General features: G+C 64.8%; 13 protein-coding genes. 4 read left to right on the top strand and 9 right to left on the bottom strand.

Annotated features, from left to right (window positions below; genetic code table 11):
* Positions 1-6 precede the first annotated feature (6 nt).
* The 3 genes from IVB28_RS12895 to IVB28_RS12885 are packed head-to-tail and all read right to left on the bottom strand — an operon-like array spanning position 7 to position 2,679.
* Entirely contained in the window at positions 7-1,443 is a 1,437-nt protein-coding gene (locus tag IVB28_RS12895) for a TIGR01777 family oxidoreductase (RefSeq protein WP_247526551.1), read from the bottom strand.
* On the bottom strand, positions 1,440-2,105 hold the full coding sequence (locus IVB28_RS12890; RefSeq protein WP_247526550.1) for a DUF4166 domain-containing protein: 666 nt from the start codon (positions 2,103-2,105) through the stop codon (positions 1,440-1,442). Before IVB28_RS12890 ends, IVB28_RS12895 begins: the two co-directional genes overlap by 4 nt.
* A gap of 16 nt (positions 2,106-2,121) precedes the next feature.
* Positions 2,122-2,679: a MarR family transcriptional regulator gene (locus IVB28_RS12885; protein WP_247526549.1), complete on the bottom strand. Its 558-nt coding sequence runs from the start codon at positions 2,677-2,679 to the stop codon at positions 2,122-2,124.
* Between the two features lie 142 nt (positions 2,680-2,821).
* Here IVB28_RS12885 and IVB28_RS12880 point away from each other — a divergent pair, with 142 nt between their 5' ends.
* Complete coding sequence (locus IVB28_RS12880) at positions 2,822-4,342, top strand: PAS domain-containing sensor histidine kinase (protein ID WP_247526548.1); 1,521 nt, start codon at positions 2,822-2,824, stop codon at positions 4,340-4,342.
* Between the two features lie 72 nt (positions 4,343-4,414).
* Here the strand turns inward: IVB28_RS12880 and IVB28_RS12875 are convergent, their stop codons facing one another.
* From IVB28_RS12875 to IVB28_RS12860, 4 genes are all read right to left on the bottom strand, one after another.
* Entirely contained in the window at positions 4,415-4,714 is a 300-nt protein-coding gene (locus IVB28_RS12875) for an acylphosphatase (RefSeq protein WP_247526547.1), read from the bottom strand.
* A complete protein-coding gene (locus tag IVB28_RS12870) occupies positions 4,711-5,577 on the bottom strand; it encodes an isocitrate lyase/PEP mutase family protein (RefSeq protein WP_247526546.1) in 867 nt (288 codons plus the stop codon). Before IVB28_RS12870 ends, IVB28_RS12875 begins: the two co-directional genes overlap by 4 nt.
* Positions 5,578-5,742: 165 nt before the next feature.
* Positions 5,743-7,758, bottom strand: a complete 2,016-nt coding sequence (locus IVB28_RS12865) for an acetyl/propionyl/methylcrotonyl-CoA carboxylase subunit alpha (RefSeq protein ID WP_247526545.1) — start codon at positions 7,756-7,758, stop codon at positions 5,743-5,745.
* A gap of 166 nt (positions 7,759-7,924) precedes the next feature.
* Entirely contained in the window at positions 7,925-9,016 is a 1,092-nt protein-coding gene (locus IVB28_RS12860; protein ID WP_247526544.1) for a putative zinc-binding peptidase, read from the bottom strand.
* Between the two features lie 213 nt (positions 9,017-9,229).
* Between IVB28_RS12860 and IVB28_RS12855 the strand changes: the two genes are divergently transcribed.
* Both IVB28_RS12855 and IVB28_RS12850 read left to right on the top strand, forming a co-directional pair.
* The gene (locus tag IVB28_RS12855; protein WP_247526543.1) at positions 9,230-11,707 is read left to right on the top strand and encodes a PAS domain S-box protein; all 2,478 of its coding nucleotides are present in this window, start codon (positions 9,230-9,232) and stop codon (positions 11,705-11,707) included.
* A 166-nt stretch (positions 11,708-11,873) separates the two neighbouring features.
* Positions 11,874-13,133, top strand: a complete 1,260-nt coding sequence (locus IVB28_RS12850) for an arsenic transporter (protein ID WP_247526542.1) — start codon at positions 11,874-11,876, stop codon at positions 13,131-13,133.
* A 9-nt stretch (positions 13,134-13,142) separates the two neighbouring features.
* On the opposite strand, the gene IVB28_RS12845 is transcribed toward IVB28_RS12850, so the two are convergent.
* The gene (locus IVB28_RS12845) at positions 13,143-14,507 is read right to left on the bottom strand and encodes an MFS transporter (RefSeq protein ID WP_247526541.1); all 1,365 of its coding nucleotides are present in this window, start codon (positions 14,505-14,507) and stop codon (positions 13,143-13,145) included.
* Positions 14,508-14,526: 19 nt separating this feature from the next.
* Positions 14,527-15,291: a GntR family transcriptional regulator gene (locus IVB28_RS12840; protein WP_247526540.1), complete on the bottom strand. Its 765-nt coding sequence runs from the start codon at positions 15,289-15,291 to the stop codon at positions 14,527-14,529.
* 168 nt (positions 15,292-15,459) lie between these two features.
* Here IVB28_RS12840 and IVB28_RS12835 point away from each other — a divergent pair, with 168 nt between their 5' ends.
* A complete protein-coding gene (locus tag IVB28_RS12835; protein WP_247526539.1) occupies positions 15,460-16,659 on the top strand; it encodes a mandelate racemase/muconate lactonizing enzyme family protein in 1,200 nt (399 codons plus the stop codon).
* Positions 16,660-16,665: the final 6 nt, after the last annotated feature.

Below are 16,665 nucleotides of genomic sequence, written 5' to 3'. Positions count from 1 at the left end.
ACGCCTTTACAGGATCGCCTCGAACGCACTGCGCAGCGTTTCATGTCGAAATACAAAACCGCGGCTAAGCGCCTTGTTCGGCAGCACGCGCTGGCCGCCGAGCAGGAGTTCGTCGGCGAAGCCGCCGCCGATCCGGCGCAGCAGGCCGCCGGGGATGCGGAACACCGCCGGCCGGTGCAGTCGGCGGCCGAGTTCCTCGGTGAATTTGGCGTTGGTGACCGGGATCGGCGCGGTGGCATTGACGGGCCCGGTGAGATCGGGCGTCGCCATCACATAGGCGATCAGGCGGATCAGATCGTCGCGCTCGATCCAGGACATCCACTGCCGCCCGGTGCCGAGCGGACCGCCAAGGCCGAACTCGAACGGCGTCAACATGCGCGTGATGAAGCCGCCTTCCGTGCCGAGCACGAGCCCGATGCGCAAGTAAACCACGCGCACGCCGAACTCCTCCGCCGGCTGCGCCGCCGTCTCCCAGGCCGCACAGAGCTCGTGGCTGAAGCAGGCGTGCGACTTCGCCGATTCCGTCAGCACCTGGTCGGCCCACAGACCATACCAGCCGATCGCGGAGCCGCTGACCAGCACCTTGGGCTTGCGCTCAAGCCGCGCGATCAGCTTGACGATTTCGCCGGTCATGTCGACGCGGGAGCCGATGATCTTCGCGCGTTTCGCCTCGGTCCAGAGGCCGTTGCCGATCGGCTCGCCGGCGAGATTGACGATGGCGTCGATCTTCGTGTCCGAGGAGAGCTGATCGAGGCTCGTGATCAACGTGACCGGTGGCGGCAGCATCTCGGCCTTGGCGGGGTCACGGATCAACGCGATGACGTCGTGCCCTGCCCCGCCGAGGCCCGCCGCCAGGCGGCTGCCGATGAAGCCGGTGGCGCCTGATATCAGCACGGTCTTGCGACCGGGAATTTTCTCGACGAGGTCGGGTGCTGCAACAACTTTCATGCGACCCAATCGGCGCACCGCGGCAAAATCCCTGACGCCGCACAGCGCCGCGCCGACCGCGCAGGCGGTCGCGGCCATGCTGAGCAGGCCCTGATAGACCAGGGTCACGCCGAACGGCTGCATCGCCCAGTCGATCAGCACCGGCAGCAGCAGCACGAGAATGGCTCCGTAGTTGATCGCGAGCAGGGTGTGATTGATGCGCTCGCTCGGCGGCAGCTTTCGGCTAAGATCCTCCTCGACGAAATCCATCAGCGTGATGACGATCTCGGCAATCAGCACCGCGACGATCAGCAGCGCCAGCACGCCATGGACCTCGACCCAGCCGAGCAGCAGGAATAGCAGCGCATAAAGCATGTTGCGGCTACCGTGCAGCTTCAGCTCGAAGCGTTGCGACGGACGCCACGCCAGGCGTTCGGTGAATTCGTGATGATAGAAAGTGTCGAACACGCCCATCACGATCTGGATGGCGATGAGCGTCCACAAGAGCTGTGTCATGACACGGCCTCCCTGAAGATGGCGGACTGGTGGATCAGCGCGCCGTAACGCGGATGAATGACATCGAGGGTGAAGCGGAATGCGCCCTCGCCGAGATCGCGATGCGTCACCGTGAGATCGCCCGGCGTGAGCCATGGCGGCAACGGGATCCACAGGCGTCCGAGCTGGAGCCCATAGCCGGCGCTGCGAAAGGTCAGCGCCTGGTCCTCGACTGCGATGCGGAGCGCCATCGAAACGCCGAAGCCGACATATTCTTCGAGCCCGGTCGGACCGTCAAAGCGCTTGGCGGAATGGATCACTTGCGGAAAGCGACGTTTGCGCGCGCAGATGCGCGTCCAGGTCTGACCGCCGGTTGCTGCATCCTCGGTAACAGTCACGATCATCGGCACGCCGGTGTCACGGCCGGTCGGCAGCGGCCCCCCGATGATGCGTGCGGCCTGTGCCAGCCACCAGCCGATCGCGCTGAAGCGGATCTCCTCGACCACGCCGACATAGACGACGCTGTCGCCGTCGGCGACGCGTTTGGAGAAGCGCCGCCAGGTCGCGAGCGGCAGGCGGCCCCAATCCTCGTCCGACAGCAATGCGCGGAAGCGGCGATCGTCGCGCAGTCTGGTGTGAGCGTGGGTCGATGCGTTGCAGCCTGATAATCTTGCCGACGTCATCGTACCCTCCTCGACACTATTTGGCCTTGCCCAGCGGCAGCAGGTTGGCGATCTTCTCGCCAAGGCGCATCAAGGCGGCCAGCCGCGGCCGCGGCACCTTCAGCATCTGCATGAACCAGTGGTCGGCAAGCTCGGTGAAGGCGAGCATCTCCTTCAGCCGCTTGCTCGCGACCGGATTGATGGCCGGATCGCCGGCGGCGTCGGACACGCACGCCCTGAGCGCCGCGATCGCCGGATCGAGCTCCCGCTCCTTGCGCCGCGCCGCGATTCTGGCCGCGACCTCCCAAATGTCGGTCTCGGCCTCATAATGGTCGCGGCGGTCGCCGAGGATCGGCACCCGCCGGATCAGGTTCCAGGCGAGGAGCTCCTTCAGCGAGTTGGAGACGTTGGAGCGCGCCATGCCGAGCGTGTCGGCAATGTCCTCGGCGGTCATCGGCGCTTCGGCGAGGTAGAGCAGCCCGTGGATCTGGCTGACCGAGCGATTGACGCCCCACTCGTCGCCCATGTCGCCCCAATGCAGGATGAAGCGCTCGACGGCAGAAGGAAGCTTCTTCTTTGCGGCTATTTCTGTCATGACAGAAATATCTGACAATACCGCTCTCCTGTCAAGAGCGGCGCCGATGGGCACGAGGCGGGGCATCTGCCTAAAAATGTTCCAAATTCAGGGAACCATCCGGCGGCTGCGGCGTTTGCTCCGGTCGAGGCAGGGTGCGGGAATGGTCGAAAAGTCTAGTCAACAGAGGGACTTGTTCGAGAGCGAACGCAGTTTCCGGCTGTTGGTTGAGGGAGTTGCAGACTACGCGCTCTACATGCTCGATCCCAACGGGATCATCACCAGCTGGAACATCGGCGGCGAGCGCATCAAGGGCTATTCACCCGAGGAGATCCTCGGCCAGCATTTCTCCCGCTTCTACACCGAAACCGACCGCGCCAACGGCAAGCCGGCCCGTGCGCTCGGCATCGCCAGGGATAAGGGCCGCTACGAAGAGGAAGGCTGGCGCGTTCGCAAGGACGGCACCTTCTTCTGGGCCAGCGTCGTGATCGACCCGATCTACGAGAACGGCGAATTGGTCGGATTCGCCAAGATCACGCGCGACATCACCGAACGCCGCAATACCCAGGTCAAGCTAGAGGCGATGCAGAAGCAGCTCGCCGAGTCCCAGAAGTTCGACGCGCTCGGGCAACTCACCGGCGGGGTCGCGCACGACTTCAACAACCTGCTGATGATCATCAGCGGCAGCCTCCACATGCTGAAACGAGGCGCCGACGATGCGGCCAAGCTGCAGCGCGCGATCTCGGCTATCGAGACCGCCACCAAGCGCGGCGCGGCGCTGACCAACCAGCTCCTCACCTTCGCGCGACGGCAGAGCGTCAATCCGCAGGCGATCGATTTCGCCGAACGCATCACGGCGATTCGCGAGGTACTCGATGCCGGAATCGGCAGCTCCGTACGCCTGGCCTTCGACATCGACCACGACATCTGGCCGATCAAGGCCGACGCCTCCGAACTCGAGACAGCGCTGCTCAACCTCGTCATCAATGCCCGCGATGCGATGCCCGACGGCGGCACGGTGACGATCGGCGCGCGCAAGGTCGTGCTGGACGAGGCGCCCCTCGCCGGCGAATTCGTCGCGATCGACGTCACCGATACCGGCTTCGGCATTCCCTCCGACGTTCTCGACAAGATCTTCGAGCCGTTCTTCACCACTAAGCCGATCGGAAAGGGCACGGGCCTAGGCCTGTCTCAGGTGCACGGCTTCGCGCACCAGGCCGGCGGCACCGTGAGCGTCGCAAGCGAGCTCGGCAAGGGCACGACGTTCACCATCCTCCTGCCCCGCGGCGAAGACGCGCCATCGTCTGACACGACCGGGGAGCCGGCGTTCCAAGGCAGCGGCACGGTTTTGCTGGTCGAGGACAATCCGGACGTCGCCATCGTCAGCATCGGCCTGCTGGAGCAGCTCGGCTACCATGTGCGCCGGGTCGCCGATGCCGAAGCTGCGCTGCGCGAGATCGAGAACAACGGCGTCGACTTCGTATTCTCTGACATCGTCATGCCCGGAAAGATGGACGGCATCACCCTCGCCCGTCATCTCCGCCAGATCCGTCCCGGCCTGCCGATCCTGCTCGCCACCGGCTACAGCGAGGTCGCCGCCGGCGTGCGCGGGGATTTCCCGATCCTGCGCAAGCCGTATGAGATCCACGAACTCAGCGAAGCGATCGCAAAGCTGCCGCGGTGAAATATCCGTCGAGAGCTTGGGGTAGCTCAGCCTCACGGCGTCAGGGCCGGGCTTGGCGATCTTCTCTGAAACCTACACCGTCGGCAGCACCGAAAAGGCTTCCCCTGCCCTGCGCAGGCCCAGTTCGTCGAGGCTCGCCGTTTCGCTGGTGACACTGTCGACGCGCGAGGATGGCGGGCCGTGGCGGCAGAGCGCGACCATGTCGGCGACGTGCTTCGGCGTGCCGGCGAACAGCGCTTCCACGCTGCCGTCGCGGCGGTTGCGGACCCAGCCTTCGAGGCCGCTCGTCGTCGCCTGGTGCTCGACCCAGGCCCGATAGCCGACGCCCTGCACGCGCCCGCGAATCATGACCTGGAGAATCGCCCGGCTCATTTTTTCAATCCGAGGACGTCAGCGCTGCGCGCCCTAGCATCGGCCTCGCGCATGACACGGGCCGTCAGCTCCGACGATGCGATCCCCCTGAGGCTTTTCGGCGGCGCGCCTTCGCGGAGCGCCTTCAGCGTCTCGTAAACCGCCTGCGTCGCGGCTGCGATCGGCGCATGACCCTGGAGCGCGATGCGGACGCGCTGACCGGCGAGGTAATCGAGCATGTTCAAATCCTCCGGCGCCCCGCCGAGCACGATCGGCAGGTGCGTCGCGGCGGTAACCGCCTCGAGCTCGGCGCGCGACTTGATGCCGGTGAAGAACAGCGCATCGACACCGGCGGCTTCATAAGCAATGGCGCGGCGGATCGCGTCCTCTATCGAGGTGATCGAAGCAGCGCCGGTGCGGCCCATGACGACCAGCGAGGCATCGCTGCGGCCCCCGAGCGCGGCCTTCATCTTGCCGACGCCCTCCTCGAGCGAGATCAGCTGCGCCTTCGCCTCGCCGAAGGCGGCCGGCAGCAGCGTGTCCTCGATGGTGAGACCGGCCGCGCCCGCCGCCTCCAGCTCCTGCACGGCGCGGCGAACATTGAGCGCATTGCCGTAGCCGTGATCGGCATCGACCAGCACCGGCAGCGCGGCAGCGCGCGACATTCGCCGCATCTGCTCGGCGAGCTCGGTAAGCGTGATCAGGGTGATGTCGGGGTCGCCAAGCACCGCCAGCGAGGCGACCGAACCGCCGAACATGCCAAGCGGAAAGCCGAGGTCCTCGGCGATGCGGATCGAGATAGCGTCGTACACCGAGCCGGGATGGACACAAGTTGCGCCCGACAGGACGAAGCGCAGTTTTTCGCGGCGGGAACGAAAGGCCATGGTGCTGTCTCGACTAGGTCACGGAGCCCGCAGCATACTCCGTCATTGCGAGCGAAGCGAAGTAATCCAGAGATGCGTCGGCGGAGACAGACTGGATTGCCTCGTCGCGAAGGGCTCCTCGCAATGAGGATGGTGGCGGGCAGCCTGCCCCGCCACACTCGCCTCTTACGCAAACTCCAAAATCAGCGCGTCCACCGCAAGCGTCGCGCCGGCGCTGGCGTGGACTTTCTTCACGGTGCCGTCCTGCTCAGCGCGAAGCACGTTCTGCATCTTCATGGCTTCGACCACCGCCAGCGTCTCGCCAACCTTGACTTCCTGTCCCTCGGTCACCGCGATCGAGACTACGAGGCCGGGCATCGGGCAGAGCAGTTTCTTGCCGCTATCGGAGGCCGTCGTCACCGGCATCAAGCGCGCGGACGCAGCTTCGGCTTCGGTCCAGACATAGACCGGCACCTCGACGCCCTGATGCGCCAGACGAATGCCGTTGGCAATCGGGCGCGCCTGCATCGCGACGAAGTGGCCGTCGATTGTGCCCTGCCAGACCGGATCGCCCGGCTTCCACGGCGACTGCAACAAATGCGCATTGCCGGCCTTTCCGGCGGCATCGACGAAACGCACCGCGATCGCCTCGCATTCACGGCCGACCTCCAGCAGGATCTCCTGACGGGCGAGCCAGACCGCACGGCGGCGCTCGCGCTGCACGACGCGGCCGCCCATCTGGCCCGTGATCTGCCGCTTGCGCTCCCCGAGCACGTGATCGATGGCAGCCCCGACCGCGGCGATCCGCCGCGCGACCTCGCCTTCGGGCACGCGCGCCGCAAAGCCCTTTGGAAATTCCTCGGCGATGAAGCCGGTCGACAGCCGGCCCTCGCGCCAGCGCGGATGATGCATCAGCGCCGAGAGGAACGGGATGTTGTGCCTGATACCGTCGACATAGAACGAGTCCAGCGCGGTTGCCTGCGCCTCGATCGCGGCCGCGCGCGAGGGCGCGTGGGTAACAAGCTTGGCGATCATCGGATCGTAATGGATCGAGATCTCGCCGCCCTCCTGCACGCCGGTGTCGTTGCGGATGGTGATGCCGTCCTGGCTGGCTTCCGCCGGCGGACGATATTTTACGAGCCGCCCGATCGAGGGCAGGAAATTGCGGAACGGGTCTTCGGCATAGAGGCGCGACTCCACCGCCCAACCCGTCAGCGTGACGTCCTTCTGCGCCAGCACGAGCTTCTCGCCCGCGGCAACGCGGATCATCTGCTCGACGAGATCGATGCCGGTGACGAGCTCGGTGACGGGATGCTCGACCTGGAGGCGCGTGTTCATCTCCAGGAAATAGAAGCTCTTGTCTTGTCCTGCGACAAACTCGACGGTGCCGGCGGAGTCGTAATTCACGGCTTTTGCCAGCGCGACCGCCTGCTCCCCCATCTTGCGGCGGGTGGCTTCATCGAGCAGCGGCGATGGCGCCTCCTCGATGACCTTCTGGTTGCGGCGCTGGATCGAGCATTCGCGTTCGCCGAGATAGATCACGTTGCCGTGCTTGTCGCCCAGTACCTGGATCTCGATGTGGCGGGGATCGACGATGAACTTCTCGACAAAGACGCGGTCGTCGCCGAACGAGGCCTTGGCCTCGGCCTTGGCAAGATTGAAACCCTCGGCGACCTCGGCCGTCGAATGCGCGATGCGCATGCCCTTGCCGCCGCCGCCGGCGGAAGCCTTGATCATCACGGGATAGCCGATCTCGTCGGCGATCTTGACCGCGTGCTTGTCGTCCTCGATCACGCCGAGATGGCCTGGGACGGTCGAGACCTTGGCCTTGGCGGCCGCCTTCTTCGACTCGATCTTGTCGCCCATGGCCGCGATCGCGCCCGGGTTCGGGCCGATGAAGACGATGCCGGCCGCCTCCAGCGCGCGCGGAAACGCCTCGCGCTCGGACAGGAATCCGTAGCCCGGATGCACGGCCTCGGCGCCCGTCTTGCGGCAAGCCTCCACGATCTTCTCGATCACCAGATAGCTCTCGGCTGCAGCGGGCGGGCCAATCAGTACGGCCTCGTCGGCCATCTCGACATGGAGGGCGTCGCGATCGGCCTCGGAATAGACCGCAACCGTCTGAATTCCCATGCGGCGAGCGGTCTTGATGACCCGACAGGCGATTTCGCCGCGATTGGCGATCAGGATGCGTTTGAACATGCTTTTCTTGAGTCTCGACCTTCGGCGGGACCCTTCCCTGGCCGTTCGGGCCTATGGGGGACGGGCCGTGTGGCTTCCGTGGTACATCAAAATAGGCCGGAGGCAACGGTCTAAATCCGGCCCGCTGTGGCGTACCAGCGCAAGACCGAAACGGGCTCGGCACCCCCTAGGGACGTCGTGCCGCGTCCTCGGCCTTTCCGGCCTTGGCCACGTCCCGGACCAAGCCGTGAATGAAGCCGAGCTTGCCGACCACTGCGGGAGACAGGATGAAGGGATAGAGGTCGCGCAGGCCCATGGCGCGATTGACGCTGTTCATGGCGAAGGTGAAGGGCAGCCATGCGTTGACCAGCGCCTCGACCTCCCTTGCCTCGTAGGGGTTGAAACGAATGCGGGCCGTCAACTCTCCGGCGCGGTCGACCTTGGGGCGTACCTCCATGCCGAACTCGCCAGCCATCTCCAGCGCGTCCACGATGTGGAGATAGTGCGCCCAGGTCTCGGCGAAGTCTTCCCAGGGATGGGTCGTGGCATAGGCCGAGACGTAATTCTGCTGCCAGTCCGGCGGCGGGCCTTCGGCATAGTGGCGCTGCAAGGCCTGGCCGTAATCGGCGGAATCGTCGCCGAATACCGCACGGCATGCCTCGAGCTTGCCGCCGTCGCGCACCAGCACGTCCCAGAAATAGTGCCCGACCTCGTGCCGGAAATGCCCGAGCAGCGTACGGTACGGCTCGCCCATCTCGAGCCTGCGCCGCTCGCGCACAATCGTATCGGCCTCGGTGAGCGCAATCGTGATCAGGCCGTTGTCGTGGCCAGTCAGGACCTTCTCTCCGCTGTTCGGATCGTCGGCGAGGAAATTGAAGATCAGGCCATGCTCGGGGTCGTCTTGCCGGGTCCGGAGCGGCAGCTTCCAGCGGATCAGGGAATAGAACAGACGGTGTTTTGCCACCTCCAGCTCGCGCCAGCCTGCGAGTTGGGCGGGGTCGGACAAATCAGGTACGATGCCGTTGTGGCGGCAGGCGCGGCAATAGCCGTTGCCCTCCCCTGGATCCGTCAGCCAGTTGCAGGAATCGTACGCGGCATTCCGGCACAGCATCCGGCTTTCGCCCTTGCCGGCTAGTGTCTTCCAGGCCTCTCCGTCGGGCTCGATCGCCGACATCGTCTCCTTCTCCGGCAGGAAGGCGACCTGATGACCGCAGCGTTCGCAGGCACGGTTCTCGAAATAGAGAACGTTGCCGCAGGCCTGGCAGAGAAAGAGCTTCAAGATTTAGCCTCTTCGGAAAGGGAGTCTGAGGAACGAGAGTTGTGGCGCCTCGCGAAGACGCATCCGCAGGTGCATCGTTCCAGCTGCAGGAACAAAATGCCAGACCCGGCATTGCCCGAGCGCACTTTCCGCACTTCCCCGATTTTTCCAGACAGTCTATTTCTTCTAAACGATGGCCATCACGCTCCGTCTATGTGAATATCGGTCCGGCACGTGCGCAACCGCATGACAACGGCCGATGCCTTGAACGATCCCTTGCCCGAGACCATCGCCGCCGAAAGGCTGCGCCAGCACCTCGAAGACGTCGCGCGCGAGCGCGACAACGCCTATCGCGCGCTCCAGGAGCGCGAGGCCGAGCTCGCGCGCATCCAGCGCATCGGCAAGGTCGGCGGCGTCGAGGTCGACTTCCGCGAAGGCTTCAAGAACCGCCGCTCGCCCGAATATCTGATGATTCATGGCCTGCCGCTCGAGGCCGCCGACGAGTCACACGAGGAGTGGGTCAATCGCCTCCATCCCGACGATCGCGAAGCGACGGTCAGGCAGTTCTTCGACGCGCTCGCCGGCACAAGCGAAGACTACACCGCCGAATACCGCATCATCCGTCCCAGCGACGGCCAGACCCGCTGGATCCGGGTCGTCGCAAAGATCGAACGCGACAAGGATGGCCGGGCCATCCGCCTCGTCGGCGCCCATATCGACGTCACCGACCAGATGCTCGCGCGCGAGACCCTGCGCGAGAGCGAGGAGCGCTTCCGGCTGATCGCCGACAGCGCGCCGGTGCCGATCTGGGTGACCAAGCTCGATCGCAAGCGGTCCTTCGCCAATCAGGCCTATGTCGACTTCGTCGGCCTGCCCTATGATCAGGCCATCGACTTCGATTGGCGCAAGGTGCTGCATCCGGACGACCTGCCGCACGTGCTCCAGCAATCGGTCCAAGGCGAAGCCTCGTTGAAGCCGTTCGTGCTCGAAGCGCGTTACAGGGACGCCCGCGGCGAATGGCGCTGGCTGCGCTCGGAATCGCAGCCACGCTGGGACCCGACCGGCAAGCATATCGGCTTCATCGGTGTCGCCCACGACATCACCGTCGCCAAGCAGGCCGAGATCGAGCTCAGGCGGCTCAACGAGACGCTGGAAGAGCGCATCGTCGAGCGCACCGCCGAGCTCGAGTCCAACGAGGCCCGCCTGCGCACGATCCTTGAGACCAGCAATCAGTATCAAGGCCTGGTCAATCTCAGGGGCGAACTGCTCTACGCCAACAAAACCGCACTCGACGGGATCAAGGCGAGCTCTTCAGATGTGATCGGAAAGCCGTTCTGGGAGACCCCCTGGTTCAGCGCCACGGAAGGCATGAGTGCGCTGGTGCAGGAAGCCTTCCACACCGTGCTCAAGGGCGAAGCCGTGCGGCTCGAGCTGCACCTGCGCCTTCCCGTCGGTGAGCGCGATTTCGACTTCGGCATGCGCCCCGTGCTCGACCGCCACGGCAACATCACCGGCGTCGTGCCCGAGGCCGTCGACATCACCGAGCGCCGCCGCGGCGAGGAAGCTTTGCGGCAGTCGCAGAAGATGGAGGCGATCGGCCAGCTCACCGGCGGCGTCGCGCACGACTTCAACAATCTCCTCACCATCATCCGCTCGGCCACCGATTTCCTGCGCCGCCGCGAGTTGCCGGAGGAGCGCCGTCGCCGCTATGTCGACGCCATCTCCGACACGGTTGAGCGCGCCTCCAAGCTGACCGCGCAGCTTCTGGCGTTCGCGCGCCGGCAGCCGCTGAAACCCCAGATCTTCAACGTCGGCAGCCAGGTCGAGGGCGTTGCGCAACTGGTGCGGCCGCTGGTCGGCGGCCGCATCGAGATCGTCGTCGAGATCGACGATGCCGACTGCTTCACCGTCGCCGACATCGCACAGTTCGAGACCGCGCTGATCAACCTCGCCATCAACGCCCGCGACGCCATGGACGGCGAAGGTCGCCTCACCATCGCGGTGCGTAAGGTTCAGGGCATTCCAAGCCTGCGCGCGCAATCGGCGCGGGGCGGCGATTATGTCGCAATCTCCGTCACCGACACCGGCAGCGGCATCGCAGCGGACCATCTCGATTCGATCTTCGAGCCGTTCTTCACCACCAAGGAGGTCGGCAAGGGCACCGGTCTCGGCCTCAGCCAGGCCTTCGGGTTCGCAAAGCAGTCCGAGGGCGACATCGCCGTGACGAGCACGCAAGGCAAAGGCGCGACCTTCACCATCTATTTGCCGCAGGCGCAGAGTCCCACCGCGGAGAAGGAAGCCGCGGCGCTGACCCACGAGGCTGCGACGACCGGGCGCGGCTACCGCGTGCTCGTGGTCGAGGACAATGACGATGTCGGCCAGTTCTCGACCGAGCTTCTGGAAGATCTCGGCTATGTCGTGCGCCGCGTCGCCAACGCCAACGCGGCGCTCGCGATCCTCGGCGAGAACGAGTTCGCCGTCGACCTCGTCTTCTCCGACGTCATCATGCCCGGCATGAACGGCGTCGAGCTCGCCGGCATCATCCGCGAGCGCTATCCGGGCCTGCCCGTGGTGCTCACTTCGGGCTACAGCAACGTGCTCGCCGAAAGCGCCCATCGTGGTTTCGAGCTGATCCAGAAGCCGTATTCGGTCGAATCGCTCTCGCGCATCCTGCGCAAGGCGATCACGGAGAAGCGGTCGCTGACGCGGTGATCGTTATGGGGGGCTGGAGGCTACCACAAACTCCGTCATTGCGAGCGACGCGAAGCCATCCAGTCTCTTTCCGCAGAAGCAGTCTGGACTGCTCGGCGTAGTGAATTTTTGAGGCTGGCGGACCCGTTCCGGGCACGGTAGTCAGGAACGGATTCTGGAGATCGACTTGCCGACCCCGCCGCCTGACGCCATCTTGGCCTGGAGCATCATCGTCCTCGCGACCGCTTGCGTCATCATCCGCCCCTTTCGCCTCCCCGAGGCGGTCTGGGCCGTGATCGGTGCGGGCGCCCTGATGCTATCAGGCCTCCTGCCTTGGCGGGATGCGCTCACCGGCATCGAAAAAGGCCTCGACGTTTACCTCTTCCTGATCGGCATGATGCTGATCGCCGAGCTCGCGCGGCTCGAGGGCCTGTTCGACTATCTCGCCGCGCTGGCGGTGGAATATGCTGACGGCTCGCCGCAGCGCCTGTTCCTGCTGATCTATCTCGTCGGCACGCTCGTGACGGTGCTGCTCTCCAACGATGCGACCGCGATCGTGCTAACGCCGGCCGTCTATGCCGCGACGCGCGCGGCCGGCGCAAAACCGCTGCCCTATCTGTTCGTCTGCGCCTTCATTGCCAATGCCGCAAGCTTCGTGCTGCCGATTTCCAACCCCGCCAACCTCGTCGTGTTCGGCGCCCGGATGCCTGAGCTCACCGAATGGCTGCGCCTGTTCGCCCTGCCCTCCGCGGCCTCGATCCTGCTGACCTACATCGTGCTGCGCCTGACCCAGCACCGCGCGCTGAAGGAGGCGACGATTGCGCGCAGCGTGCCGCATCCCAAGCTCGGCCGCGGCGGCAAGTTGACCGCAATCGGCATCGTCGCGATCGGCCTCGTGCTGGTCACGGCATCCGCACTGGACAAGCAACTGGGCCTGCCGACCTTCATCTGCGGCGGCGTGACGGCCGCGATCGTGTTGCTGCTCAGCCGGCAATCACCGTTGCCCGTGCTGCGTGGCGTATCCTGGAGCGTGCTGCCGCTGGTCGGCGGACTTTTTGTCATGGTGGAGGCGCTGGTCAAGACCGGCGTGATCGCGCAGCTCAGCGCGCTGCTGCATCAGGCGGTGGCGCAATCGGCCCCGCAGGCGGCCTGGAGCGTCGGCATCGCCACCGCGATCGCCACGAATGTCGCCAACAACCTTCCGGTCGGCCTCGTCGCCGGCTCGGTCGCCGCCAGCGATCATTTGCCCGCCCCGGTCGTCAGCGCGATCCTGATCGGCGTCGATCTCGGCCCCAATCTGTCGGTGACCGGATCGCTCGCCACCATCCTCTGGCTGGTTGCGCTCCGGCGGGAGAAGATCGAGGTCGGCGCCTGGCCATTCCTCAAGCTTGGGATGCTGGTGACGCCGCCCGCCCTGATCGCGGCATTGGCTGCCGCGATCAGGTAGCGAGCATCCTCAGTCGTTCTCGTAGCCGTAGACTTCCGGCAGGATGAAGATTGCGGCGAGCAATCCGATAAGCGGGAAGATCGCGACCATCAGCGTGGCATTCGCCTGCCCAATCGCGGCGAACACCGTCGGGAACAGGAAGATCGCCAGGAACGACGGCAGCTTTACGAACATGTAGGCGAAGCCGCTGGCGGTGCCGCGATATTTCGGCTTGGCAACCATGGTCGGGATCGTCATGCAGTTCGACGCGTCCCAATAATGGCCCCACAGCATCGCGGCGGCCGCGAACGGCAGCAGGATCTTGTTGTCGGTGTAGAGCGCGAACGCCGCGACCAGCAGCGCGGCCAGCACGATCGAGAAGCCCGCGATCGAGATGCCGCGGTGGCCGATCTTCGGCGTCAGCAGCGGACCGACCCAGCCCGACAGGGCGGCGAAGGAGAACAGCGCCATCGTCACCAGATTGATGCCGAGCACGCTCGACACGCCGACCATCACGAACAACACCGGCAGATAGAACGCGAAGGTCGAGAATTCGCTGGCCTGCGCGAAGCAGGCGATCCAGCCGTACACCGTGGCGCGCCAGCGGATCGGATCCTTCTTGAGGTCGGCGAGGAAGGCGCGGGTGGAGACCTTCGGCACCTCGACGTCATGGTCCGGCAGCATGTCGAGATTGTCGTTGAACATCTCGCGCGCGACCTGCTTGGCCTCGCGGTAGCGTCCCTTCTGCACCAGCCACACCGCCGTCTCAGGCACGTCGTGGCGCATGACCAGAATGATCAGCGCCGGCAGCGCGCCGAGACCGAGCGTCACCCGCCACAGCGTTTCGTGGTTGATGTCGAGCAGCAGGAAGATCACGATGACGCCGATGGTGAGGACTTCACCCACCGCGAACATGAACTGCCAGCGGTTGCCCATGACCTCGCGCTCACCCTTGGCCATGGATTCCATGATGTAGGTGTAGCCGGTCGAGATGTCCGAACCGAGCGGAACGCCGAGCAGGAAGCGGACCACCACGAGCCAGAACACGTTGGGCACGAAGGCCTGCGCCAATGCGAGCACGATGAACAATACCATCGTCACCAGGAACATCACGCGGCGGCCGATCTTGTCGGAGAGCCAGCCACCGAGCAGCGCGCCGATCAGGGCGCCGCCCTGGGTGCCGGCGGCGGCGAGGCCCAGCATCAGCGGATCGGGATTGAACTGCTCCTTGATGAAGATCAGCACGAAGGCGATCGAATAGAGATCCCAGGCCTCGACCAGGATCGAGGCCATCATCAGCCAGCCGACCTTGTTGCCCTTGGGACTGTAGTTCGTGATGAGGTAGCGGACCGCGGCCTCGCTCGCGGTCGGTTGTGGCATCGCCATCGTTGACATGTCTGGTCCTCCTGAACTTTTACGTGCCGAGCAGCGGCTCGATGCTGCAATCCAGCAGCCGCGGGTCGATTCCGGCCTCCATACCCGTGAACATCTCACCCATGTAGTCGATTAGCGCATCGCTCGCCTTCACGGCGTCCTCGACACGGCGATTGGCAACCGCATTGAGAATAGCCAGATGATGATCGATTGTTCCTGACAGCTCCGCCTGCCCCGGCATGAAACGGTGGTGGATGTAGCCGATACGTCGGTACAGCGTGTGCAATGGCCGCAGCGTGTGCACCAGAAACGGCTCGCCGGCCGCGTCCAGGACCAGCGCGTCGATGCGGCGATCGATGCTGTTGAACTCGTCGAGGGTCAGGCTGGCGCGGCGCTCGCGCAACAGCCTGTCGATATGCAGGGCCTGATTGCGATGCGAGAGGCTGGCACGATCCGCCGCAAGCCGGATCACGAAGCGCTCGATGTCGCGGCGCAGGCCGAGCAGCATGCGCTCGCGGGCCAGATCGATCGGCGCAATGTGCAGACCGTGGCGCGGGCGTATGATGATCAACGTGTCGGCGGAGAGACGATTGACGGCATGATGCACCGGCGTGCGGCCGAAGCCGGTGATGTGCTGCAATTCCAGCATCGTCATAAACTGACCGGGCTTGAGCTCGCAATGGACGAGGAGCTCCTCGATCTTCTGATAGGCCAGCTCGAAGAAGTTGAGGCGATTGCGCCGCGAGGGCTTGCCCTCGCCGTCGTCGTTTCTCACCACCTCGAGCGCGCGCTTGCGCGTTGCCATGTTGTCCTCTCCCTCAGCCCGCGCCCCGTTGCAGGGCGGCGCCTTGTTTGTGAATCCCTAAAACATATTGTGATATATTACAAGCGCGCGTAGAACAGGTCCCGGTAATGGCGGCGCAGAAATGACAAACAAACCGGGCGCTATGGACCCGACGAGAGGATTGTTGCCGTGAAGATCACATCGATCGAAACGCTGCGCACCGAGGAATTCTCGAACGTCATCTGGGTGCGCGTCCATACCGATACGGGCTTGATCGGACTCGGTGAGACCTTCTATGGCGCCGGTGCGGTCGAGGCGCAGATCCACGACACTTTTGCCGGCCGCCTGCTCGGCCGCAATCCCCTGCATATCGAGGCCATCCACCGCGACATGCTGAACCTGCCGATGGCGCAGTCATCCACCGGCGTCGAATATCGCGCGGCCTCCGCGATCGACATCGCGCTGTGGGATCTGTTCGGCAAGGTCTGCGGCCAGCCGGTGCACCAGATGCTCGGCGGCCTCTGCCGCGACAAGCAGCGCATCTACAACACTTGCGCCGGCACGCAATATGTCCGCTCGAACAATATCAGCCCGGTCGCGAACTGGAATCTCGGTGCCAACAAGGGGCCTTACGAGGATCTCGACGGCTTCATGAACCGCGCCGATGCGCTGGCCGAAAACCTTTTGGAAAGCGGCATCTCCGCGATGAAGATCTGGCCGTTCGATCCGGCGGCCCAGGAGAACAAGGGCCTCTACATCACGGCAGCCCAGATGAAGCAGGCGATCGAGCCGTTCGAGAAGATCCGCAAAGCGGTCGGCGACAAGATGGAGATCATGGTCGAGCTCCATTCGCTGTGGAATCTGCCGACCGCCAAGCAGATCGCACGCGCGATCGAGCCCTACAAGCCGACCTGGTACGAGGACCCGATCAGGATGAACTCGCCGCAGGCGCTGGCCGAATATGCGCGCTCCACCGACGTCTGGGTCTGCGCCAGCGAGACGCTGGGCTCGCGCTTCCCATACAAGGATATGCTCGACCGCGACGCCATGCACGTGGTGATGGCGGATCTGTGCTGGACCGGCGGCCTCACCGAGGGCCGCAAGATCGCGGCGATGGCCGAGACCTATCATCGGCCCTTCGCCCCGCACGACTGTATCGGACCGATCGGCTTCATCGCCGCCATCCACATGTCGTTCAGCCAGCCCAACACGCTGATCCAGGAATCGGTGCGCGCCTTCTACAAAGGCTGGTACAACGAGCTCGTCACCACGATGCCCGTGATCAAGGACGGTTTTGTCTATCCGATGGAAGGGCCCGGCCTCGGCGTCGACCTTCTGCCCGCCGTCTTCGAGCGCGCCGATCTAATCGTGCGCCGCTCCAACCCTTAAGGATTC

The sequence above is a fragment of the Bradyrhizobium sp. 199 genome (genome assembly GCF_023073355.1).
Taxonomy (GTDB): Bacteria; Pseudomonadota; Alphaproteobacteria; order Rhizobiales; family Xanthobacteraceae; genus Bradyrhizobium.
This window is presented reverse-complemented; position numbering and strand designations above follow the sequence as displayed.

Excerpts from the sequence above, each read along its gene's own strand:
- IVB28_RS12895 (WP_247526551.1), bottom strand. The coding sequence starts at position 1,443 with ATGACACAGCTCTTGTGGACGCTCATCGCCATCCAGATCGTGATGGGC.
- IVB28_RS12875 (WP_247526547.1), bottom strand. The coding sequence starts at position 4,714 with ATGAGCCGGGCGATTCTCCAGGTCATGATTCGCGGGCGCGTGCAGGGC.
- IVB28_RS12880 (WP_247526548.1), top strand. The coding sequence starts at position 2,822 with ATGGTCGAAAAGTCTAGTCAACAGAGGGACTTGTTCGAGAGCGAACGC.
- IVB28_RS12890 (WP_247526550.1), bottom strand. The coding sequence starts at position 2,105 with ATGACGTCGGCAAGATTATCAGGCTGCAACGCATCGACCCACGCTCAC.
- IVB28_RS12870 (WP_247526546.1), bottom strand. The coding sequence starts at position 5,577 with ATGGCCTTTCGTTCCCGCCGCGAAAAACTGCGCTTCGTCCTGTCGGGC.
- IVB28_RS12845 (WP_247526541.1), bottom strand. The coding sequence starts at position 14,507 with ATGTCAACGATGGCGATGCCACAACCGACCGCGAGCGAGGCCGCGGTC.
- IVB28_RS12840 (WP_247526540.1), bottom strand. The coding sequence starts at position 15,291 with ATGGCAACGCGCAAGCGCGCGCTCGAGGTGGTGAGAAACGACGACGGC.
- IVB28_RS12885 (WP_247526549.1), bottom strand. The coding sequence starts at position 2,679 with ATGACAGAAATAGCCGCAAAGAAGAAGCTTCCTTCTGCCGTCGAGCGC.
- IVB28_RS12865 (WP_247526545.1), bottom strand. The coding sequence starts at position 7,758 with ATGTTCAAACGCATCCTGATCGCCAATCGCGGCGAAATCGCCTGTCGG.